At 72.4% G+C, this 22,187-nt stretch carries 22 protein-coding genes and 1 pseudogene; 8 read left to right on the forward strand and 15 right to left on the reverse strand.

The features are described from left to right. Positions 1–105: 105 nt before the first annotated feature. On the forward strand, positions 106–789 hold the full coding sequence (locus tag J2X68_RS04635) for a S1 family peptidase (protein ID WP_310431125.1): 684 nt from the start codon (positions 106–108) through the stop codon (positions 787–789). A 177-nt stretch (positions 790–966) separates the two neighbouring features. Beyond that, complete coding sequence (locus tag J2X68_RS04640; RefSeq protein WP_310431126.1) at positions 967–1,635, forward strand: Type 1 glutamine amidotransferase-like domain-containing protein; 669 nt, start codon at positions 967–969, stop codon at positions 1,633–1,635. A gap of 171 nt (positions 1,636–1,806) precedes the next feature. Here the strand turns inward: J2X68_RS04640 and J2X68_RS04645 are convergent, their stop codons facing one another. After that, positions 1,807–2,946 carry an acyl-CoA dehydrogenase family protein gene (locus J2X68_RS04645; protein WP_310431127.1) on the reverse strand — a complete coding sequence of 380 codons (1,140 nt, stop codon included), beginning with the start codon at positions 2,944–2,946 and terminating at the stop codon, positions 1,807–1,809. A gap of 113 nt (positions 2,947–3,059) precedes the next feature. Here J2X68_RS04645 and J2X68_RS04650 point away from each other — a divergent pair, with 113 nt between their 5' ends. After that, positions 3,060–3,686, forward strand: a complete 627-nt coding sequence (locus J2X68_RS04650) for a TetR family transcriptional regulator (protein WP_310431128.1) — start codon at positions 3,060–3,062, stop codon at positions 3,684–3,686. 14 nt (positions 3,687–3,700) lie between these two features. Here J2X68_RS04650 and J2X68_RS04655 read toward each other — a convergent pair whose 3' ends face one another. From J2X68_RS04655 to J2X68_RS04670, 4 genes are all read right to left on the reverse strand, one after another. Further along, a complete protein-coding gene (locus J2X68_RS04655; RefSeq protein WP_310431129.1) occupies positions 3,701–5,347 on the reverse strand; it encodes an aldehyde dehydrogenase family protein in 1,647 nt (548 codons plus the stop codon). Next, entirely contained in the window at positions 5,344–5,865 is a 522-nt protein-coding gene (locus J2X68_RS04660; RefSeq protein WP_310431130.1) for a hypothetical protein, read from the reverse strand. The genes J2X68_RS04655 and J2X68_RS04660 overlap by 4 nt, the downstream gene beginning before the upstream one ends. A 12-nt stretch (positions 5,866–5,877) precedes the next feature. Then, positions 5,878–6,195 (reverse strand): hypothetical protein, encoded by a 318-nt coding sequence (locus J2X68_RS04665; RefSeq protein WP_310431131.1) that lies wholly within the window; start codon positions 6,193–6,195, stop codon positions 5,878–5,880. Between the two features lie 74 nt (positions 6,196–6,269). Further along, positions 6,270–6,677: a hypothetical protein gene (locus tag J2X68_RS04670; RefSeq protein ID WP_310431132.1), complete on the reverse strand. Its 408-nt coding sequence runs from the start codon at positions 6,675–6,677 to the stop codon at positions 6,270–6,272. A 139-nt stretch (positions 6,678–6,816) separates the two neighbouring features. Here J2X68_RS04670 and J2X68_RS04675 point away from each other — a divergent pair, with 139 nt between their 5' ends. Then, the gene (locus tag J2X68_RS04675) at positions 6,817–7,746 is read left to right on the forward strand and encodes an oxygenase MpaB family protein (RefSeq protein ID WP_310431133.1); all 930 of its coding nucleotides are present in this window, start codon (positions 6,817–6,819) and stop codon (positions 7,744–7,746) included. A 1-nt stretch (position 7,747) separates the two neighbouring features. After that, complete coding sequence (locus tag J2X68_RS04680) at positions 7,748–8,722, forward strand: oxygenase MpaB family protein (RefSeq protein ID WP_310431134.1); 975 nt, start codon at positions 7,748–7,750, stop codon at positions 8,720–8,722. A 51-nt stretch (positions 8,723–8,773) separates the two neighbouring features. Here the strand turns inward: J2X68_RS04680 and J2X68_RS04685 are convergent, their stop codons facing one another. Continuing rightward, on the reverse strand, positions 8,774–9,283 hold the full coding sequence (locus J2X68_RS04685; protein WP_310431135.1) for an SRPBCC family protein: 510 nt from the start codon (positions 9,281–9,283) through the stop codon (positions 8,774–8,776). Positions 9,284–9,648: 365 nt separating this feature from the next. On the opposite strand from J2X68_RS04685, the gene J2X68_RS04690 reads away from it, so the two are divergent. Both J2X68_RS04690 and J2X68_RS04695 read left to right on the forward strand, forming a co-directional pair. Next, positions 9,649–10,509, forward strand: coding sequence for an alpha/beta hydrolase (locus J2X68_RS04690; RefSeq protein WP_310431136.1), 861 nt, complete (start codon positions 9,649–9,651; stop codon positions 10,507–10,509). 106 nt (positions 10,510–10,615) lie between these two features. After that, a complete protein-coding gene (locus tag J2X68_RS04695) occupies positions 10,616–11,434 on the forward strand; it encodes a class I SAM-dependent methyltransferase (protein ID WP_310431137.1) in 819 nt (272 codons plus the stop codon). Positions 11,435–11,494: 60 nt separating this feature from the next. Here the strand turns inward: J2X68_RS04695 and J2X68_RS04700 are convergent. The 9 genes and pseudogenes from J2X68_RS04700 to J2X68_RS04740 form a co-directional block, all read right to left on the reverse strand. After that, a pseudogene (locus tag J2X68_RS04700) lies at positions 11,495–11,803 on the reverse strand (SAM-dependent methyltransferase); the annotation flags it as partial. A 95-nt stretch (positions 11,804–11,898) separates the two neighbouring features. Further along, positions 11,899–12,429 carry an SRPBCC family protein gene (locus tag J2X68_RS04705; protein ID WP_310431138.1) on the reverse strand — a complete coding sequence of 177 codons (531 nt, stop codon included), beginning with the start codon at positions 12,427–12,429 and terminating at the stop codon, positions 11,899–11,901. A 3-nt stretch (positions 12,430–12,432) separates the two neighbouring features. Next, entirely contained in the window at positions 12,433–13,500 is a 1,068-nt protein-coding gene (locus J2X68_RS04710) for an alkene reductase (RefSeq protein ID WP_310431139.1), read from the reverse strand. Positions 13,501–13,548: 48 nt separating this feature from the next. Beyond that, entirely contained in the window at positions 13,549–14,499 is a 951-nt protein-coding gene (locus J2X68_RS04715; RefSeq protein WP_310431140.1) for an alpha/beta hydrolase, read from the reverse strand. Between the two features lie 230 nt (positions 14,500–14,729). Then, positions 14,730–15,671, reverse strand: coding sequence for an NADP-dependent oxidoreductase (locus J2X68_RS04720; RefSeq protein WP_310431141.1), 942 nt, complete (start codon positions 15,669–15,671; stop codon positions 14,730–14,732). Between the two features lie 113 nt (positions 15,672–15,784). Then, positions 15,785–16,606 (reverse strand): helix-turn-helix transcriptional regulator, encoded by an 822-nt coding sequence (locus tag J2X68_RS04725; protein ID WP_310431142.1) that lies wholly within the window; start codon positions 16,604–16,606, stop codon positions 15,785–15,787. 585 nt (positions 16,607–17,191) lie between these two features. Beyond that, positions 17,192–19,486, reverse strand: a complete 2,295-nt coding sequence (locus J2X68_RS04730) for an ABC transporter permease (RefSeq protein WP_310431143.1) — start codon at positions 19,484–19,486, stop codon at positions 17,192–17,194. A gap of 3 nt (positions 19,487–19,489) precedes the next feature. Then, entirely contained in the window at positions 19,490–20,239 is a 750-nt protein-coding gene (locus tag J2X68_RS04735; RefSeq protein WP_310431144.1) for an ABC transporter ATP-binding protein, read from the reverse strand. Further along, positions 20,236–20,751 carry a PadR family transcriptional regulator gene (locus J2X68_RS04740; RefSeq protein WP_310431145.1) on the reverse strand — a complete coding sequence of 172 codons (516 nt, stop codon included), beginning with the start codon at positions 20,749–20,751 and terminating at the stop codon, positions 20,236–20,238. Before J2X68_RS04740 ends, J2X68_RS04735 begins: the two co-directional genes overlap by 4 nt. A gap of 124 nt (positions 20,752–20,875) precedes the next feature. Here J2X68_RS04740 and J2X68_RS04745 point away from each other — a divergent pair, with 124 nt between their 5' ends. Further along, positions 20,876–22,144 (forward strand): ABC transporter substrate-binding protein, encoded by a 1,269-nt coding sequence (locus tag J2X68_RS04745; protein ID WP_310431146.1) that lies wholly within the window; start codon positions 20,876–20,878, stop codon positions 22,142–22,144. The last annotated feature ends 43 nt before the right edge of the window (positions 22,145–22,187 follow it).

Consider the following 22,187-nt stretch of genomic DNA (forward strand, 5'->3'; position numbering starts at 1 on the left):
ACGCAGGACGGGATCCGGCCGGACCGCGTCTGTCGCCGCGGACGCCGCCTCCCGCACGATGGGGGCACTGCCCGGTACGAGACGACCGACTCCCCTGGAGGGGCCGTGAGACGTCCGCACACCCGCCTGACGATGTTCACCACGGTGGTGACAGCGGTGGTCGCCCTGCTGTTCGGCACCGGCACGGGCGCCACGGCCCTCCAGGTGCCCACGATCCGCGGGGGCACCCTGCTGTACGCGGCCACCGGCGCCCGGTGTGTCGTCGGCTTCAACGCGGCGAGCGGGACCAACCGCTACGCCGTCATGACCGGCCACTGTTCCGGCGCCTCCGCCACCACCTGGTACGCGGACGCGGCCCGCACCCTGCCGGTCGGCGTCACCGCGGGCGCCTCCTACCCGATCGACGACTACGGCGTGGTCCGTTACACCACGAGCGCGCTGATCCTGCCCGGTGACATCGCGCTGGGCGGGGGCGTCTACCAGGACGTGACCGGGGCCGCCGCCCCGGCCATCGGGCAGTCGGTCTGCCACGTCGGACGGACCAGCGGCGTCCACTGCGGGACGGTGACCGCGGTCAACGCCACGGTGAACTTCGCCGAAGGCGCGGTCCACGGTCTGTTCCGCTCCACCGCGTGTTCGGAACCGGGCGACACGGGGGCGCCGGCCTACTCCGGGTCGATCGCCCTCGGGTTCGCGGTGGGCTCCTCGGGCAACTGCGCCTCCGGCGGCGTCACCTACTACCAACCCGTCGCGGAGGTCCTGTCGGCCTTCGGCCTGACTCTGTACTGAGATACTGACCACCCACCCCGGCCGTTCCGTCCGGGACGGCGAGTCGCCGGTTCCCTTCACACTTCGACCTGCTCCGGTGAGCCGGCGCGCCCCTTTCCTGCCGCGGCCGTGCCATGACGGGGACCGGCGGATCCTGGGTTCGTTGCGCGCGCCCGTCGGCCGTGCTTGGCTCGCCCGATGAATCTTCTGATGACGGCGAGCGGCCTGCGCAACGAGACGCTGCGGGACGCGCTGCGGGACATGCTGGGCAAGCCCTTCGGATCGGCGAACGTCGTGTTCGTTCCCACGGCGTCGGTCGCCGAGCCCGGGGACCACGGATGGGTCGTCGAGGACATGAACCGGCTGCACGGCCTCGGCTGGCGGGAGTTCGACGTCCTGGAGCTGAACGGCCTGCCCCGGCGGATGGTGCTCGACCGGCTGCTGCACGCCGACGTCGTCTACGTCGAGGGCGGCAGCCACTACCACCTCGCGCGCAGCATCACCGGCAACGGTCTGGCCGACGGCTTCCTGGAGGCGCTGGAGAGCCGGGTCTACGTGGGGGTCAGCGCCGGATCGATGATCTTCAGCCGGCATCTCACCGAACACTCCGCCGAGGTCATCGGGGACACCGCGGACCTCCACGTGCTCGGCGCGACGACCGTGGAGCCGCCGTTCGGCCTCTTCGACTGGTATCTCAAGCCCCACCTGTACTCGCCGGACTTCCCCGAGCGGGACGACGCCTGGGCCGACCGCATCGCCGAGCGGGCCGACTTCCCGATCTACTTCATCGACGACGAGACGGCCGTGCGGGTCAGGGACGGCAAGGTGGACGTCGTCTCCGAGGGCCGGTGGCGGTTCCACCCGTGACCCCGTACGGCCTCGCGGGTGAGAGCGGCCGCCCGTGCGGGCGCCGGGCGACAGCCGCCCGCACGGCGCTCATCCGGTACTCCGGCCCGGGACGCTTCGGTGCGGACACGCCCCGGCCCTGGGAGGGCCGAGGGCGGCCGCCGGCCCCGGGGCGTCCGGGGCCGGGCGGAGTCAGAGGCCGTAGCTCTTGCCGATGATGTCCCGCTGGATCTCGCTGGTGCCCCCGTAGACGGTGGAGACGACGGCGGCGCGCAGATGGCGCTCCATGCCGTACTCGGTGGCGTAGCCGTAACCGCCCATCATCTGCATGCACTCCAGCGCGACGCGCTTGGCCGTCTCGGTGGCCTTGAGCTTCGCCATCGACGCCTCACGCGGGAAGAGCCGGTCGGGGCGGGCGTCGCAGTCCGACGCCACCTCCCGCACCAGCAGCCGGGCACACTCGATCTCCGTGGCGAGGTCGGCCACGCGGTGCCGCAGTGCCTGGAAGGAACCGACGGGCCGGCCGAACTGCTCGCGCTCGCGTACGTAGGCGACCGCGTCGTCGAAGGCGCGACGGGCCAGGCCCAGCATGTTGGCCGCCAGGAACAGCCGCTCATGGTTCAGGCCGGCCGTCAACTGGCGCCAGCCGGAGCCGACTTCACCGACGACGGCGTCCGCGGGCAGCCGGACGCCGGTGAGGAACACGTCGTTGACCTCGCGACCGCCCATGGTCTCGATGCCCCGGACCTCCACTCCCGGTGTGTCCATGGGGACGTGGAACATGGTGATCCCCTCGTGCCGGGCCCCGTCCGTCCGCGCCACCAGCAGCATGCTCTCGGCGATATGGGCGTTCGAGATCCAGGTCTTCTGGCCCTCGACGAGCCACCTCCCGTCCGGCTGCCGCTCGGCGCGGCAGCGCAGGGCGGCCACGTCGGATCCGGCGCCGGGCTCCGACATGGCGACGGCCAGCACCCGGCCCCGCGCGGCACCCCCGAGCACGGCGCGGCGTTGCTCCTCGGTGCCGAAACGCTCGTACACCCTGGCGGTGATCACGGTGGTGATGAAGCCACCGGCCGGCACCAGCCCGTAGGAGGTCTCCTCCAGGAAGACACAGGCGTCGGCGAGTCCGCCGCCCGCGCCGCCGTACTCCTCGGGCAGGCAGACGCCGAGCCAGCCCAGGTCGGCGAGCATGGCGTAGATCTTGGGGTTGTGCGGTTCCCGGCCGCCCTCGGTGAGGGCGTCGCGCTGCACGGGACTTCCGCACTCGCGCTGGGCGAATTCACGGACGGCGGCGGCGAAATCGGACTGCTGCGGGGTGATGCGACTGCCCATGGGTCCTCCGAACACAAGGGAATGGCGGGGGTGGGACGCACGTTGAGATACACATGCATGCATGATGTTTCACTGTCTCTGCGGAGAGGTGTGCGGGTACCGTGAAAGGCACCATGAAGACACCTGCGAACGACTCCCTGCTGGCCCGGGCCATCGCCCGGCCGGAGACAGAGGAAAAGCTGGCGCGGCAGATCCTCGACGCCGCCCTGGAGCAGTTCACGACCTTCGGCCTGCGCCGCTCCTCCGTGGAGGACGTCGCCAAACGGGCCGGCGTCTCCCGCGTCACGGTGTACCGCCGCTTCCAGAGCAAGGACGGACTGGTCGAGGCGTGCCTGCTGCGCGAGGGAAGCCGCTTCTTCCAGGAGCTGGACTCCGCCGTCGCCTCGCTGCCGACGATGGAGGACCGGGTCGTGGAGGGCTTCGTCGTCGCCCTGCGGCACACCAGGGCCCATCCGCTGTTCGGCGGCCTGCTGAAGCTCGAACCCGAAGTGGTGCTGCCCTACTTCACCGTGCAGGGCGGCGCCTCCCTCGCGGCCACCACCGACTACCTGACCGCCCATCTGCGGCGCGCCCAGCACACCGAGGGCCGCCCGGAGACCGACCCCCGGCCGGTGGCGGAGCTGATGGTGCGCGTCGCGGTCTCCTTCCTCCTCAACCCGTCCGGCTGCATCGAACTGGACGACGAGGAACAGGCCCGAGCCTTCGCCCGCAGATACCTCGCGCCGCTGCTCGACGCCTGACCGCGCACGCGCGGTCAGCGCCGGGAGTGCAGCCACCGCATGAGCGCCACGGCCCTGGCCTTGGTCGCGGCCGGGGTCGAGAACGACGTCAGATCGATCGGCGGAGCGAAGCGCCGGACGGTCACCGACTGCGGGGCGGTGAAGGCCCGCAGTCCGTCCGCGCCGTGGATCCGGCCGAAGCCGGAGTCGCCGGACCCGCCGAACGGCAGGGACGGGACGGCGGCGAAGCCCAGCACGGAGTTGACGGACACCGCGCCGGCCCGCAGCCGCGAGGCGAGCGCGGCGCCCGCGCGGCCGCTCCCGCCGAACACCGCGGCGCCCAGCGCGTAGCGCGACGCGTTCGCCCGCCGGACCGCCTCCTCCTCGTCCGCCACGGCGTTCACCACGACCGTCGGCCCGAAGGTCTCCTCGGTCATCGCGGACGCGTCCTCCGGCACGTCGACCAGGACCACCGGCTCCACGAAGGCCCCGGACGCCGTCGCCGGGTCCGCGCCGCCGAGCGCCGCACCCGCCCCCGCCGCCAGCGCCTCGCGCACATGCCGCCGCACCACCGCCGACTGGCCCGGCATCGTCATCGGACCGTAGGCCGCGTCCGGACCGGCCCCCGGTCGCAGGGCCCCGGCCCGCTGCACCACCTTCTCGCACAGCGCCGCGTGCACCTGCCGTACGGCGTAGACGCGTTCGACGCCCGCGCAGGTCTGACCGGCGTTGCCCATCGCGCCCCACACGATCGCGTCGGCCGCGGCCTCCAGGTCCGCGTCCGCCGTCACGATGACCGCGTCCTTCCCACCGCACTCCGCCAGGAACGGGGTGAGCGACTCGGCGCACACCGCCATCACCTTGCGCGCGGTGCCCGGCGACCCGGTGAAGGCGACTTTGTCGACGGCGGAGCGGGCCAGCGCCTCGCCGGTCGCCGCCGCCCCGGTGACGACCGTCAGCAGCCCGGCGTACTCGGGCACGGCCGCGTCGAACAGCTCGGCCAGCAACAGCCCTGTGCCCGGGGTGTACTCGGAGGGCTTGAACACCACGGCGTTGCCGGCCGCCAGGGCGTAGCCGATCGATCCCATCGGCGTGTACACGGGGTAGTTCCAGGGCCCGATCACCCCGACGACCCCGAGCGGACGGCGCACCACGGTCGCCGCCTGGTGCATCGCCGCCGCCCCGGAGCGCACCCGGCGCCGGCTCAGCACGCGCCCGGCGTTGCGGGCCGCCCAGGACAGGTGCTCCAGGGTGAGCACCACTTCCAGTTCGGCGTCCTGCCGCGGCTTGCCCGTCTCCGCCGCGACGAGCCCGGCCACGGCGTCCAGGGACGACGCCAGCTCCCGCTTCCAGCGCAGCAGATGCCCGCGCCGCTCGCCCGCGGCGAGGGCCGCCCACCGGGCTCCGGCCGTCCGCGCCCGCAGCACGGCGCGGCCGACCTCCGACGGCCCGTGGACCGGGTACGCGGCGAGGGTCTCCCCGGTGGCGGGGGAGCGCGAGGTGAAGGTGTCCGGCGGGGGAGTGCGCTGCTCGCCGGGGCCCGTCGGCCCGACGTCCGCGGGCGAACCGGGTTCCGTGGGTCCTGCGGTGTCCGGCGCTGGATCCGTACGGCGGGCGGGGTGGGAGGAGGCCGCTCCCGCGGGTCGGGCGGAGTGGTCGGCGCTGTCGGTGGTGTGGGTCATCGATGCTCCATCGGGGGGTTCTCGTCGGCGAGCGGGGCCGGCGGCCTCTGGTGGGCCCAGTGCGGGCCGAGGTCGTCGAGGGTCCAGCCGAAGGGATCGCTGCGGGGTTTGGGCCGGCTCGGCCGCCAGCCGTACCGGTCGATCCAGCGCTTGGGTCCGACCACGGTGGTCGCCAGGACGTACAGGTAGTCCTCGTTGGCTATGCGGTAGCGGCCGTGGATGCGGTTGAGGTGGCGGGCGGTGGCCCGCCCGTGCGGGGAGTCCATGCCGTGGCGGACCATCTCGTAGGCGATCAGCACCGTGTCGTCGTACCGCTTCTGTCCCGCGCGCTCGAACTCCTGGGTGCGGTCGAGGAGCCGGGAGATGCGGGGCACGCCGTAGTCGCGCAGGAAGGCGACGGACACGCCCTGCATGTAGTCCCAGGGGAACTCGTACCGGGTGATCCACTGAAAGATCTGTTCGTGGTCGTGCCGGGGATCCATCCGGCGGATCCGTTCGAGCCGGCTGTAGCGGCCCATGGGTGACGCCTCCTATCGGTCGTGGCTGTGCGCGCTCAGGCCGGAGAAGCCGACCGTCTCCGCGTCGACCAGCACCTGTCCGGCCTCCACGGCGGTGACCGACAGTTCGGGCAGCTGCACGGCGATCGGCAGGTTGGCCGGTACGACGTCGGCGCCGATGCAGATGCGCGGTGTGGAGACGTCGATGACCGGGATGCTGAGGGAGCCGGAGAGCTGGGTGACGTAGATGTCGACCTGGGGGATGGCCAGGTCCACGTCGATCGTCTGCACCTGGCCGGGCGTCTCCAGCCGGAAGGTGTAGTCGTCCGCGACGAGCAGGTCCGCGTGCACCCACAGCACCTTGAGCCGTCCGCCGCCGACCGTCTCGAGGTAGGTGGCGCCGTGGACGATGGCCCCGTAGGCGGTCAGGCTGTGCGCGCCGACCTCGGGATGGACGGTGTTGACGGGACAGGTCGCCCGGGGGCGGCCCGGCTGGTCCCCGACGACGACGGGCGGGCGCAGCGCGGTGAGGTCGTCGGGGTGCCGTCCTTCACGGCCGCCAGCAGGACCGGCTCGGCGTCGTCGGCCGAGCCGCCGATGGAGGAGGGGAAGGACGACACGCCCTGCGCGGTGACCTCCGAGGCGGACACCTTGAACGCCGTGCCCGACACGGCGAACGAGGCGGCGATCGCTCCTTCCGCGAGCGCGATCCCGAGCGCGCCCACCGCCAGGGCGCAGGGGACGAACATCAGGGCGCTGCGCCGCCAGTGCGTCCGCCCGCCGTCCGTGTCTCCACCGTCCCTTTCTCCTGTATGTGCCTCTCTGTACCTCATCGTGTTTTCCTTACCTTTAGGGGTGAATGCCGGAATCCTGCATCGGAGGTGCCGTCGAGAGAGTCGAAGATACAAAAACTATTGACTTGTTTCACGGGGCGCGTCAATACTCCGGACACGACGGAGGGACGGAGGCGTCATGACCGGCGTACCGCACACGTCAGGCCAGCCAACTCAGCTCAAATCAGCCGAAGTTGAGATACCCGCGCAGATCCGCGCGCCGCGCAGGGGAGGAGTCGTCTGGCGCTGCTTCGGGGACGTCCGCGCCACCCTGATGGCACCCCAGCTGCTGCTTCTCCAGGTCTCGCACCCTGTGGTCGGGGCGGGCGTCGCCGACCACAGCAACTTCCGCGCCGAGCCGTGGCCCCGCCTGATCCGCACCCTGCTCTCGCTGACCACGGTGGTCTACGGCGGTCAGCAGGCGGCCACCGCCGAGGCGCGCCGCCTTCTCCACGTGCACGCCGGGGTGAAGGGCACCGACCCGCGGGGCCGCCGCTACCACGCCCTCGACCCCGAGGCGTATCACTGGGTGCACGCCACCTTGTTCAAGGGGCCCGTGGACGCGCAGAGCCTGTTCGGCAAGGGCATGTCGGCCGGCGAACTGGACGAGTACTACCGCGGGATGCGGGGCGTGCGCCGGGTCTGGGGTCTGAAGGAGTGTCACCTTCCGCCGGACTGGCCGTCGTTCCTCGTCTACTACGACGAGATGGTCACGCACCGACTGGAGTTCAACCGGTCCGTCCAGGACGTCCTCGACGAACTCGCCCGCCCCGCCCAGCCGTTCCGCCGCCTGCCCGGCCCGCTGTGGACGCCCTTCGCCCGTCTCGCCGCCCACTACGCCCTGCTGGTCACCGTAAGAGCCCTGCCCCCCGTCCCGCGCGAGCGGCTGCACCTGACCTGGAGTCCCCGCCAGGAACGCGCCCTGCGCCGCTTCGCCCGCGTCGTGCGCCTCCTGATGGCCCTCGTCCTCCCGCCGTTGCGGATCGCCGTCTCCCTCGCCATCGCCTACCGGGCCACCCATCGGCCCGGCACCGACCCCGCCACGCGGCGGCCCTTGGGAGCGTGGTGACATGGACGCCCGTCCCGACCATCCCACGACCGCCGCCACCGGCCCCGGCCACCCCACGGGCCCCGACCGCCCGACGGGCGCTGAACACCCCACGGGCCCCGGCCACCCCACGACGGCCGCCCGTCCTGGACGAGTGGATCCCGGCCCCCACCCGGGACCGGAGCCGTTCGGCCCCGGAACGATCCTGTGGGACATCGCCGGTGACGTGAGGCTGCTGCTCTCTCTGCCGGCCGCGCTGGTGCTGCAGGTCGCCCATCCGGCCGTCGGAGCCGGCGTGGACGAGCACTCCGTGTTCCGCACCGACCCCTGGGGCCGGGCGCGCCGCTCACTGGAATCGCTCCAGCTGTGGATCTACGGAGGCGAGCGGGCGATCGAGGAGGGCCGCCGACTGCGCACGCTGCACAAGGGCATCAGCGGCACCGACACCCGCGGCCGCTCGTACCACGCGCTCACGCCCGCGTACTACGCCTGGGTGCACGCCACCGCCTACCCGGCCTTCCTGTCCTCGGCCCGGTATCTGTCCCGTCCGCTCGACGAGGCGGAGGAACGCCGGCTCTACGACGAACTGCTGCGGCTCGGCGACATCCTGGGCATCCGACGGCGGGACATGCCGGCCACGCCCGAGGAGTACTGGCCCTACTTCGAGCGGATGGTCCGCGAGGAGCTGGAGAACACGGTGGTCGTCCGTGACCTGCTCGACCCGCGGCGGCCGGTGCCCCCGCCCGAGGGCTCGGGCGCGGTGCTGCGCAGGCTCTGGCCCCTGTTCCGCCCGCCCCTGGCCCGGCTCCACGTGTTCGTCACGACCGGCCTGCTGCCGCCCGTCGTCCGCGACCGTCTGGACCTGACCTGGACGGCGCGGGACGAGCGCAGGCTGCGGGGCCTGGGCGCCGTCGTCCGCACCGTCGTCCCGCTCCTGCCCGAGCGCCTGCGCTACCTGCCCGTGGCCCGCGCGGCCCGGCGCGCCGCGCGCGGCTGAGCCCGGCCCCGCCGTCGCGCCGTCCGGGCGGGGCCCGGCCGGGTCGGCGGGTCAGGAAGAGGACTCCGCTTCGAGCTCCCGCTTCAGGTTGCGCAGCGTTCTGGCGATGTTGTCCGTCTGGAAGTCGGCGAACGTCCGGCCGCCGGTCGCGATGCGGTCGAAGGCGTTGGCGACGGGGGACGGCCAGGCCCGCCGGTCGTCCGTCCAGGTCTCCGTGACGCGGGTGGCGCCGCCCTCGGGCTCGAAGCGGTACTCCCAGGTGGCGATCGGACCGCGCAGCCGCGGCCGGTTCAGCCCGATCGCGTGCACCCGGAAGGCGAAGCGGCGTCCGGAGTCCGCCGCCGTCACCGTGCACCGCGTGACCCAGCGGAACGCCCCTCGCTTGTTCCGGCCCTCGAACGTCGTCCCCAGCGGGGCCGACGTGTCCGGTGCCGGCACGGTGGCCCCGAGGTTCTCCGGACTCCACCGTCCCATCTGCGCGGGCCGGCTGACCGCCTCGTAGGCCGCCTCCGGGGGGACCTCTATCACGATGCTGTCGGACACGGTGAACCTGCGGGCCACGACGACTCCATTCTCCGGGAACGCGCATCTTACTCGCGAGTAGCAAGTGTGCGGAACGCACCGCTGCCGGACCCGGGCGGCACCCGTCGGGGCATGAGTGAGCTCTTCACCGAGCAGCAGCCTCCGACGCTGTCCGGACGGTGCGCGGCCATCCACGTCGTTCGAGTCGGCGAAGGGGGGCGTCCTGCGGGGGCGGGCGCTCCGGAAAGCGGAGCAGCACGGCGCCCTCAGCGCGCGGCGGCGCGACCCGGCCGGCGTGCGAGGGCGCCGTCGACCGCGCTGTGCCGGCGTCCCCGTGCCCGAGAGGACGGCGCGCGGTCGTTCAGGGCACAGGCGCTCGGACTGCTTGCTCTAGCGTGGCGTTCATGACCGATCACCTCTCGCACGGCGAGCAGCTCGTGGAGATCCACGACGTCGGGCTGTGCCTCGAGACCTTCGGAGATCCCGCGGACCCGGCGATCCTGCTCATCGACGGTGCGGCCGCCTCGATGCTGTGGTGGGAGACCGAGCTGTGCGAACAGATCGCGCGTGGCGACCGGTTCGTGATCCGCTACGACAACCGGGACACCGGCCGGTCCACCAGCTACCCGCCGGGGCGGCCGGGCTACACGTTCACCGACCTGGCCGGGGACGCACTCGGCATCCTGGACGCCCTGCACATCGACCGCGCACACGTCGTCTGCCGGTCCATGTCCGGCGGAATCGGGCTCATCATCGGGGTGGATCACCCCGACCGGGTGCGGTCACTGACCTTCGTCTCCACCTCGACGGGCGAGGACGGACTACCGCCCCCGTCGGACGACCTCACCGACGGCATTCCCGCCGACCCGGACCCCGCCGACACCGACGCGGTGGTGGACCACGTCGTCGCATCGGCCAAGGCGTACGCGGGCGGCTCCCCCTACTTCGACGAGACGGCCACACGCGCGCTCGTCGAACGGGACGTGGCCCGCACCCGCGACATCGCGTCCACCCTCGTCAACCACTACGCCATGAGCTTCGACGGGTCGTCCCGCGACTTCGCCGCCATCCGGGCGCCGAGCCTCGTGGTGCACGGCGACCGCGACCCGATGTGCCCGCTCCCGCACGGCCGCGCGCTGCGCGACGCGATTCCCGGCGCCACGCTGCTGATCCTGGAAGGCGCCGGGCACGACCTGCCGAGGCCGCTGTGGGACGTGTTCGTCCCGGCCCTGCTCCGGCACACGAAAGGCGGCCGACCACGGTAGCGTCGAACCGCCGAGCCCGCGCCGTGAACGGTGCCGCCGGACCAGGTGCGAGGCGGACCGCGACGGCCCGGGCCGACATCAGTGGCGAGAGGATCCGGTGACGGTGATGTCCGAGCTGTTCGACTTCGACACGGAACTGCGCCTGCACAACGAAGTCTTCCGCGCCGCCGCCCACGTCCGCCCCCGCGACCATGTGCTCGACATCGGCTGCGGCACCGGCCGGTCCACGCGGGAGGCCGCCCGCGCCGCCGTCGACGGAAGCGCGCTGGGCGTCGACATCTGCGCACCCATGCTCGAACAGGCCCGCCGGCTCAGCGACGACCAGGGACTGGCCAACGTCACCTTCCAGGAGGCGGACGCGCAGGTCCACCCTTTTCCACCGGAGCGTTTCGACCTCTGCATCAGCAGGTTCGGGACGATGTTCTTCGCCGACCCGGTGGCCGCCTTCACCAACATCGGGCGGGCTCTGCGCCCCGCGGCGCGCCTGGTGCTGCTCGTCTGGCAGGAGCGCGACCGCAACGAATGGGCCACCGCGATCCGCCAGAGCCTCACCGCCACAACAGCCGCGTCAGCCGCCTCAACCACCTCCGCCGCATCCCACGGCCCGGACCCGTTCTCCCTCGCCGACCCGACCGTCACGACAGTCATCCTGACGGCGTCCGGCTTCGCGGACGTCGACTTCACCGACGTGCACGAACCCGTCTACTACGGCCCGGACAGCGCCACGGCCTTCGACGCCGTGCTCCGCCTGTGGGAAGTCAAAGAACTGCTGGCCGACCTCGACGACGCGGCGGCCGACCAGGCACGCACGCGGCTGCGCACCACCCTCGACACCCACCGCACCGACGGCGGCGTGTACTTCGACTCACGTGCCTGGATCATCACAGCCCGCCGCCACGGACGAGCGGCAGACCACGGCCGGTGACTGTGAGACCGGTCGAGAGGCGACTGACTCCATCGGCGGGACGGGGGCGAGTCGGGGCCTCGCGTCGAAGCCGCTCACGAGGGCGCCACGGTCGCGCAGCGCGGCGCACAGGGGCCCGCAACCGCAGCCGGCGTCGAGGATCCGACGGCCGGCCACGTCTCCGGCGAGGGCCAGCATCGCGGGCCGCTCGTAGTGGGCATTGATGAGGTTGGTTTCGTTCTCGGCCGAGTACGCCTCGGCGAAGCTGCTGTAGTCGTTGACCTTCGGCGTATCCGCAGACACCCCGGTCACCCCGGTCATCGCCGTCTGCGCGGACGGCGGGGTGAGTCCCGTGGAACGCGCCTGCTGTCCGTGGGCGTCAGAAATCATGGTGCGGGAGACGTCAGCCAGATCCGTTCGGTTCCTGGCCGCTCCCGACCGCGATGCCGTCGGTCGGGAGGCTCAGGTCGTGGCGCTTCGGGCCGTCAGCCGACCGGTGGTGGCACCGGCTCGCCGTCCTTCTCCGTTTCGATGACGTGGACGCACCGGTCGAGGGCGGCGGCCATGTAGCGGCGCCAGAGCGGGGCGAAGGGGCCGGCGAGAATCCAGCGTCGTCCGGGCAGCGGCTTGAACTCGTAGGTCCAGCGGATGAGCGCGCCGTCGCCGTCGGGGTTGACGTTGAACTCGCCCCGAACTCCGGCCGCGAGGCGGGAGAGGACGTTGGTGAAGTTCGTCAGCTGGTAGGCGAAGCCGGAGCCGGGCGTGTATTCGGTGAGTTCTTCGTCGGCCTGGGAGCCGTCGTCGAACTGCGGGTTCCTTCGGGAGCCCGCGTGGTCCCAGGTCTCGGTCTGGTTCCTCACCTCGCTGATCCCGGGAAACGGGAAGACCGGGCGGAACACGGTGGGAAGGTCGATGGGGACCAGGATGCGGAAGGCCTCCTGGGGTGCCCTGAGGGTCCGCTGCTGGACGGTGATGGTGACGCTCTTGTCGTCGGGCCTGATGAGAAGAGTGGTCATGGTTCAGCTCGCAGCGGTGAGGGAGAGGGCCGGGTAGTCGGTGTAGCCGCGGTGGTCGCCGCCGTAGAAGGTGGCCGGGTCGGGCTCGTTGAGGGGCGCACCCGTGCGGAGGCGGTGCGGCAGGTCGGGGTTGGCCAGTGCTGCGGCGCCGACCGTGACGACGTCGGCCAGACCGGAGTCGAGATCGGCGAAGCGGGTGTCGAGCGGGGTGCCGGCACGGTTGACGATCAGCGCGGTGGACCACTGCCGGCGCATCCGCTGGAGGAGTTCCGCGTCAGGCCCTTGGATGACGTGCAGGTAGGCGAGGCCGAGCGGGTCGACGGCGTCGAGCAGTGCCGGGTAGACGTCGTGGGTGTCGTGCTCGGTGATGTCGTTGTAGGGGTTGCCGGGGGAGATGCGCAGGCCCGTCCGGTCGGCGCCGATCTCGGCGGCGACCGCAGCTGCCACCTCGGCGGTGAAGCGGATGCGGCGGGTGACGGAGCCGCCGTACCGGTCGGTGCGGTCGTTGGCATTGGCTGAGAGGAACTGGTGCAGGAGATAGCCGTTGGCGCCGTGAATCTCGACGCCGTCGAACCCGGCGGCGACGGCCGCCGCGGCCGCGCGGCGGAACTCGTCGACGACACCGGTGATCTCGTCGGCGGTGAGGGCCCGCGGGACGGGCATCTCCTGGGGGCCGTCGAGGGTGAACATGACGCCCTGGGGCTGTATGGCCGAAGGGGCGACGGGCGTGCGGTGGTGCGGGGTGTTGTCCGGGTGGGAGATACGGCCGGTGTGCATGAGCTGGACGACGATGCGGCCGCCCTCGGCGTGCACGGCGTCGGTGACCTTGCGCCAGCCGGCGATGTGGGCGTCGGTGTAGAGGCCCGGGGTCAGCAGGTAGCCCTGGCCGTCGTCGGAGGGCTGGGTGCCTTCGGTGATGATCAGGGCCATCGAGGCCCGCTGCCGGTAGTACTCGGCGTTGAGCTCGCTCGGTGTGCCGTCCGCCAGGGAGCGGTCGCGGGTCATGGGTGCCATGGCCAGCCGGTGCGGCAGTTCCATGGCGCCGACGGTGAAGGGGGTCCAAAGAGTCACGGGACGTCGCTTTCTGCTGTTCAGAGGTGCCGGATGGGCGGACAAGGGTCAGAGGGAGGCGAGGACGCGGACGCGGTCGGCAAGGGCGCGGCGAGCGACGCCGGTGGTGAAGGCGATGGAGTCGAATTCGTGCGGGACACCGGGGTGCAGGTGGAACTCCACGGGGACGCCGGCCCGGCTGAGCTTGGTCGCGTAGGCGAGGTTCTCGTCGCGGAAGGCATCGAGTTGGCCGACCTCGATGTAGGCCGGGGGCAGCCCGGTGGCGTCCACCAGTCGGGCGGGGGCTGCCGTGGCGGGCACGTCCGGACTGCCCGCCGCGTCGCCGAGCAGCGCCGGCCACGCGGTGCGGCTGTCGTCGTAGGACCACAACAGGTACGGCTCGATGTGCGGGTCGGGCGTGGTGGTGCGGTCGTCGAGCATCGGCATGAGCAGGATCTGCCGGGCGATCGCCGGACCGCCGCGCTCCCGGGTGAGGATCGACAGGGCCGCCGCCAGTCCGCCCCCGGCGCTGTCGCCCATCACGGCGATCCGGCCCCGGTCGACGCCCAGTTCGCCGGCGTGTTCGTGCAGCCAGCGCAGGGCGGCGTAGGCGTCCTCCACCGGTGTCGGGTACGGATGCTCGGGGGCCCGGCGGTATTCCACCGACAGCATGGGCACCCCGCCGGCGGAGACGTAGCGCGAGACCGGTCCGTCGAACAGGTCGATGTGGCCGAAGATGTAGCCGCCGCCGTGGAAGAACAGCACCGCCGGCCCCGCTGCGGCACCGGACTTGGCGTACCAGCGCATGGCGATCCGGGTGCCGTCGTCGGCGGTTGCGTGGTGTTCGGCGGTCGTGACGTCGGTCGGCACCGGCTGGGCGGCCGAGGCGGCCCGGATGATCGGCTCCCACAGGGCGCGCCGTGCGGGCACGTCGCCGACCGCCGGGGGTGCGGCGTGCCCCATGGCCTCGGCCATGGGGGCGAAGACCTGGGCGAACTCGGGGTCGAAACCGAGTGACATGGCTGTCCTGTCCTTCTGACTCATGGGTCTGAACTGGTGTGATGGAGAGGAGTGGGTGCGCGGGGGAGCCCCGCGAGATTCGGCTGTGGTCGGCAGGAGTCGCCGGGGCTGCGGCCTGCGAGGTCCGGCAGACGGACCGCAGCCCCGGCGATGGCTCGACCGCTTGCAGCGAGACGCGGGACGCGGGGGGACGCGACGCGATCGCCGTGCTCGGCCGCGGAGCAGGTCGCCTACATGAGAGAGGCGGCGGAGGGAAGGACGAGGACCTTGCCGGAGAGCGCGCCTTCCGCGGCCTCCGCGTGCAGGGCCGGCAGTTCGGCCAGCGGCACCCGCCGAGCGATGTCGACGTGCAGGGCTCCGGAGTCGACCAGCGTCACCAGCCTCGCCAGCTGCGCGGCGTCGCTCCTGACGAAGAGGTCGACGCCGCGCACGCCGCGTTCCTCGTCGGAAGGCGCGGGCATCCAGACCGTCGTGTTCACCACGATGCCGCCGTCGTGGACCACGGAGGTCAGCGCGGCCAGTTCCATCGGATCGACCGGCGCGAGGTTGAGCACGACGTCGACCAGCGCGGACAGCTCGGGGACCCCGTGGCCGAACACCTCGTCCGCCCCCGCCGCCCTGACGCGTTCACTGCTGCGCGGCCCCGCCGTGGCGATCACGTGTGCGCCGGCGTGCTTGGCCAGCTGGACGGCGTAGCCGCCGACCGCACCGCCCGCACCGTTGATCAGCACCCGCTGTCCGGCAGTGAGCTCGGCGTGGTCGAAGAGGGCCTGCCACGCGGTGAGCCCGACCAGCGGCAGCCCGCCCGCGTCGGCCAGCGGGATGCTCGCAGGCGCCGCCGTCAGCAGGTCGGCCGGTGCGAGTACGTACTCCGCCGCCGCGCCGGCGCCGGTCATCGGCAGGAAGCCGACGACCTGGTCACCCGCCCGGACCCGGTCCGCGCCCTCGCCCAGCGCGTCGACCGTGCCCGCGACGTCGATGCCGGGGGTGTGCGGCAAGGACACCGGGACGGGGCCCCGCATGAAGCCCGCGCGGATGTTGCCGTCGACCGGGTTGAACGACGTCGCGGCCACCCGGATCCGTACCTCGCCGGCCGCGGGGACCGGCTGTTCCACGTCCTCGTGACGCAAGACGGCCGGACTGCCGTACTCATGGAAACGCACTGCTTTCATGGCGAATGCCACCCTTCGCAAGGGAAGATATGCTTCAAATTTGAAGCATGGTGAGGCCTGGGCATGCCTCGGTGCCGAGACAGTGCCTTCAGGTGTGTGACGTAGGAGAGCCGCTAGGGAGCGGTCAGGAGCTGCAGCTTGCCGTGGCTCGGGGAACCGGGCACGGCGGTGAACACCAGCAGCGTGTGACACTGCTCCGGATCCAGCAGCATCTCGGCGTACAGCTCCAGCTCCCCCAACTCGGGGTGCAGGTACCGCTTGAGGTCGTGATGGTGGGTCACACCCACCTCGTGCAACCGCCAGATGTTCGCGAACTCGGAACTGACCTTCAGCAGCGCCGCGACGATCTCACCGGCCTTTCCCGTGGGGTCCGCCGTGTACGCGTCCCGGATCTCCGCGGCGAAGACCCTGCCCCGTATCGGATGGTCCTCGACGGGGTACAGGCCACGGACCCGCGGATCGCCGGTGAACCAGCGGTAGACCAGGTAACGGGACATGCCCGAGTACCGGGTGTAGTCACCGAGCAGCGCGACCGCCGGTGGCGTCTGCAGCAACGCCTCGCCGAGCCGTGACAGCACGATGGCGGGCACGTCCGACAGACCGGCGACGATCCGCATCATCGTGGGACCGATGTAGTCGTCCCGCAGGACCCGCCGCGGCGCCGGGATCCCGCCCAGGACGAAGAGGTGGTCACGCTCGCTCTGGTTGAAACGCAGTGCCCGGGCGAGCGCGACGAGCATCCGCTCCGACGGCGCCGGACCTCGCTGCTGCTCGATCCGGCTGTAGTAGTCGGCCGACATCCCGGCCAGCGCCGCCACCTCCTCGCGCCGCAGCCCGCCCGTGCGGCGCCGCTGCCCGCGGGGAAGCCCGACATCCTCCGGCTGCAGCGCCTCACGACGCGCTCGGAGAAAATCCGCCAGCAACGCCCGGTCCATCGTCCGACCTCCTCTGTTCGACAGGGCAATCTTGACGCGAACCGGTAACCGGATGAAGGGCAGTTCCAACCGGGGACAAGTTGTCCCTGGCTGACGTACCGACCTGACCACGCGGACCGACCTGACCACGCGACAGCTCGCGCCCCTGCTCGGTGCCTCGGTGTCGGCGGCCGACAGCGTCACCGATGACCTGGGACCACGTCCGGCCCTGCATGAAAGGCAACGCTTCACCAGGGAAGGACCCCGCCGTGCGCGGCACGTTCATGCCGGCCCGCGACCACACCGGTGCCCCAGGGCACCCCGTCGTGGGCGGGGCGGACCGAGGGCGAGAGGGCCGTCACCGTGACGAGGCCGGCGAACGAGGCCGGCATCAGGGCCGACGACGCCGCGAGCACCGGGCCCCCACCACCCCTACGCGGCGGGACACCCCGTGTTCGATCAGGTACGCCGCCCCGGCGTGCGCGCGACCCCTCGGATACCCGACTCTGACGTGCACGCGTCCCCCGATTCGACAACCACCCGGTACACGTCATGCCCGGCGCCGCAGGCCTCGAAGACTCACGGCGCCCCGGCTTCTCCCGCGGGCTACGCCACCGCGCTCATCGTGTCCGCGAGCCGGCGCCGGGAGGCGCGGGTCGCCGGCAGCGCGGCGACCGCCAGCGCGCCCAGCAACACCGTCGCGCCGAACGCGGTCAGTGCCACGGCGGACGGAGCCTGCGCGATCCCGGCTCCGATGCCGCTCGACCGGCCCTGGGCGTCGATCAACCAGTGGGCCAGCGGCAGGCCCAGCGCCAGGGAGACGGCGACCGCGGCCCCCACGGTGCACCCCGTGGCGGTGACCGTGATCGCGGTGATCTGCCGTGGCGACAGGCCGATCGCCTTGAAGGCGAGCAGATCCCGTTCGCTCTCCCGCAGCGCACCGCCGATGCCGGTCAGCAGATCGACCAGCCCGATGAGCGCGAGGACGCCGAGCAGGCCGATGACGACACTGCGCAGCGGCGACAGACCGTCGGCGGGATTCGTGACGGTGTGCACGTCCAACTGGCCATGCCCGGCCGCGGCGTTCAGCTCGGCGGCGACGCGCTGCGGATCCGCGCCGTCCCGCAGCCGGACCTGGTACAGCGTCGGCCGGAGTCCGGCGTCGTTCTCCCGGAGCGTGTCGAGCGACGTGGAGATGACCCGGCCGGCGTTCTCCGGTTCGATGCTGCGGCCCACGATGTGCAGGATCTGCGGCCGGCCGCTCACGGTCATGCGCACCCAGTCGCCGACCCGGACGTCCAGCAGGTCCAGCAGCCCCTGCCCGGCCACCGCCTCGTCGGAACCGCGCGCGGGACGGCCCTCCGCCAGCGTGTAGGGGTACGGATCCGTACGGGTGCCGAGACCGCGCAGGGCGATCGTCGCCGTCTGGCCCGGCACCAGGGCCGCCACCTCGACACCCGGATACGCGGCGGCGACCTCGGGACGCCGGGCCAGAAGCGCCCGGGCCGCGGCATCGCTCAGACCGTCGTCGGCGCGGACGGTGAGCGCGGCCGCCAGCCCCATCTCCTCCGGCGTGCGGTGGAAGCGGTCGATGGTCGTCCACGCGCTCATCGCCACCACGATCAGCGTCAGCGGCAGCGCGAGCCGGGCGATCGTGCCCAGTGAGCGCGGACGGCGGGCGAACGCCTTGTGCCAGCCGAGCACCAGCGCGGGCGGCAGCCGCAGACCGAGCGCGCGGCGCGCCAGGCCGGACAGACGCCCCCCGGCGGGGGCCGCGGTCCGCGGCACCGGAACCGGCGGGACCCGCCCCGCCCGCCAGGCCGCGAGCCCGGTGGTCGCGCCGATGAACAGCACCACCCCCACCGGCACCACGACCAGGGTCGCCGCGTGACCGGGCAGCCCCTGCCACACCCCGACCGCGTCTCCCAGCCGCCCCGGCAGCCCGCTGCCCAGCGCCTGGATGAGCCCGGCCGCGGCCATGGCGCCCAGCAGCGCGTAGGCGAGATGCTGGAGCAGGAAGACCCGCATGACCTGGCCCGGAGTGAAACCGATCGCCTTCAGGATCGAGATGTCCCGCAGATGCCCCCGGATCCGGGTGCCGATGGCCCCGTGCACCGCGAGACCGGCGGCGACGAGCGCCCCGAGACCGAACAGGCCCAGTATCTGGCCGAGCAGCCGGTCGTCGCCCTGTGCCTCGGCGCGCGCCTGCTGCCAGGTGGCGACCTCGCGCACGGCGCCGGCGCCGAGCACGGTGACGGCGCGCTGGACGGCGTAGTCGGTGTCCCCGGGATCCGTCAGGCGCAGCCCGATCACCTGGCCGCCGTCGGAGCCGGTGCGCGGCACGGCGGACGGCAGCGCCCAGGCCAGTCCCGGCTGCTCGCCCTGCCGGTAGCGCGGCTCGGGGCTGTCGGCGACGCCGAGGACGGTGAGCGCCGAGGCGCCACCGGGCAGCGTGAGCACATCTCCCGGCTCGGCCAGCAGCGCCCGGGCGAGACTGCTCTCCAGCACCACGCCGTCGGGCCTGCCCGGGTCGAGCCAGCGGCCGGAGACGAGCAGGGGGCGTCCGACGTCCGGCCGCTCGGTGGTGCCGCGCAGCTCGACCGAGGCGCGGGCGCCGCGGGAGGCGACCGAGGTGGAGGCGGTGGGGTAGGGGCCGGCGACGGACTCGACGCCGGTCAGCCCGGCGAGCCTGGCCGCGTCGTCCGACGGGCCGGTGTGGATCGACACGTGCGCGCCCCGGGACTGGGTGAAGACCCGCTCCCAGGGGTTCGTCGCGTAGCCGAAGAGCGCGGCCGCCAGCAGCAGGGAGGTGACGACGCCGACGGTGGCGAGCACCAGGAACAGCGCCTCGCCGCGATGCGTCCGCAGGTCCGAGTGCGCCCAGCGCAACGTGGCTCGCACAGGTCAGTCCTTCAGTTCGAGCACGGCGGATATCCCCTTGCGGGGCGAGGGCGCGCCGTCGAGCGCCGCGTCGTCCGCGATCCGCCCGTCGAAGAAGCTGATCACCCGGTCCGCCGTGCTCGCCATGCGCGCGTCATGGGTGACCAGGAGGATGGTCTGCCCGCGCTGGTGGAACCGGGACAGCAGCCGGGTCACCTCACGGGTGCCCTTGCTGTCCAGGCTGCCCGCGGGCTCGTCCGCCAGCAGCAGGGGCGGGTGGTTCACCAGCGCCCGGGCCAGCGCCACCCGCTGCTGCTCACCGCCGGACAGCTCGCCCGGCATGCTCCGCTCCTTGCCGGTCAGGCCGAGTTCGGCCAGCAGTTCCTCGCGCTCGGCGCGCGCCCGCTTGGGGGAGACCCCGGCCAGCAGCGCGGGCAGCTCGACGTTGTCGGCGACGGACAGGTTGGAGACCAGGTTGAAGAACTGGAAGACGACGCCGATCCGGCGCCTGCGCGCCACGGCCCACTGCGCCTCGCTGTAGCCGTCCGTGCACACGCCGTCCAGCCAGATGCTGCCGCCGTCCGGCCGCTGGAGACCGCCGAGCAGATGCAGCAGCGTCGACTTCCCGGCGCCGGACGGACCGGTGACGGCCACGAACTCGCCCTGCCGTACGCACAGGTCCACCCCGCGCACGGCACGGGCGGGGGCGCCCTCGCCGTGATGGGTCTTGACGAGACCCTCGGCCCGCAGGGCAGGAGTGGGGGTGTCGTTCACTCCGGCTCCTCCAGTTCTTCCTGGCAGCGTTCCAACCAGTCGAGGTCGGCCTGCAGGTGCAGCATGGCGCCCTCGATGAGCAGCCGGGCCGTCCGGTTGTCGCGGTTCTCGCCCGTGACGAGTTTCGACAGGGTGCGCATGGTGTTCAGGTAGTGGCGTCGTTGCTTGTTGATCAGGGCGATCTGGTCGGCGAGACCGGTCTGCGGGGCGAGCGCGAGCTTCATGAAGAACTCGTCCCGCAATCGCGGTTCGTCCGCCGTCTCCTCGTACCAGACGCGCAGCGCTTCCTGTCCGGCGTCGGTGAGGTGGTAGATCTTCTTGTTGGGCCGACTCGACTGCTCGACCTCCTCGCCCTCGATCAGCCCGGTCTTCTCGAGGCGGCTCAGCGTCACGTAGATCTGGCCGATGTTCGGCTGAGGGTACGCGGCGCCCAGGAGTCGCTCAAGGTCCTGCTTGAGCTCGTAGCCGTGGGCCGGGCCGCGCGCCAGCAGGGCCAGGAGGGGCAGGCGCACTCGTGCTGTCCTCCTCGCAGCCTCGTATTGTGGTCCAGGCCCTAGTATCGCCCATACCTAACGGGTATACATAGCCTCTGACTCCGGGCGAGGGTGCCCGGCGCCGGTGTACTGGGAGGAACCTATGCGGTGGATACGTGCCGCCGGTAGGGGCCTCCTCGTTCTCGCCGTCGTCCTGGCCGGTTACGGCGCGTCCGGCGCCCGGGCGGCCGGCGGGCTGGAGGGCCGCGGACCGCTGACCCTCGCCACCGCCGGTGACCTCACGGGCTACCTGGGCCCGCTGCTGCAGGGCTGGAACCGGGCCCACCCCGGTGAGAAGGTCACCCTCGTCGAACTGCCGGACTCGGCGGACGAGTCGCGCGCCCAGATGATCACCGATCTGCGCGGCGGCGACCGCAGCCGGTTCGACATCCTGAACATCGACGTCGCCTGGACCTCGGAGTTCGCCGCCGCCGGCTGGATCCGCCCGCTGCCGCGAGACCGCTTCCCGCTCGGCAGCTTCCTCCGGCCGGTCGTGGACACGGCGACGTACGACGGGCGGCTGTACGCCGTCCCGTACGTCACCAACGCCGGGCTGCTCCTCTACCGCAAGGACGTCCTGGCCGAGGAGGGCGTGCCACCGCCCCGCACCTGGGCCGAGCTGGAGCGGGCGGCGAAGACCATCGCGCCCCGGCACGGACTCGACGGCTACGCGGGCCAGTTCCTGCCCTACGAGGGCCTCACCGTCAACGCGGCCGAGGCCGTCTACTCGGCGGGCGGCACGATCCTCGGTGACGAGGGCGACCGCGTCACCGTCGACTCGGCGGCCCGCGAGGGCATCGGGTTCCTCGCGCGCGGCGTGCGTGACGGTTGGGTGCCGAAGGAGGCCCTGACCTATACGGAGGAGGAGTCCCGGCAGGCCTTCCAGGACGGGCACCTGCTCTTCCTGCGCAATTGGCCCTACGCGTACGTCAGCGCCTCCGCCGCGGGCTCCCCGCTCGCCGGGAAGGTCGGCGCGGTGCCGCTACCGGGGCGCGACGGGCCGGGGACGAGTGTGCTCGGCGGCTCCAATCTGGCCGTCAACGCGCACGCCGAGCACCCCGACACCGCCGCGCGTCTGATCGGGTACCTCACCAGCGAGGGCGTCCAGCGGCAGGTGCTCACCCGGGGCGCGCTGCCGCCCGTGCGCGCGGATCTGTACGAGGACCCGGAGCTGGTGCGCCGGTTCCCTTACCTGCCGACGCTGCGCACGAGCGTCCTGACGGCCGCACCGCGTCCCAAGAGCCCGCGCTACGACCAGGTGAGCATGGTGGTGCAGGCGGTCGTGCACGACGCGATGTCCGGGCACTCGACGCCCGAGGCGGCGGTGCGGCGGTTGGCCCGGGAACTGGCGGACATCTCCCGCCGGGGCTGACGTCCCTCCGCCGAGACCGGCTCCCCTTCCTAGTTACATGTTA

Origin of the sequence: Streptomyces sp. 3330, from assembly GCF_031456635.1 — a bacterium.
Lineage (GTDB): Bacteria > Actinomycetota > Actinomycetes > Streptomycetales > Streptomycetaceae > Streptomyces.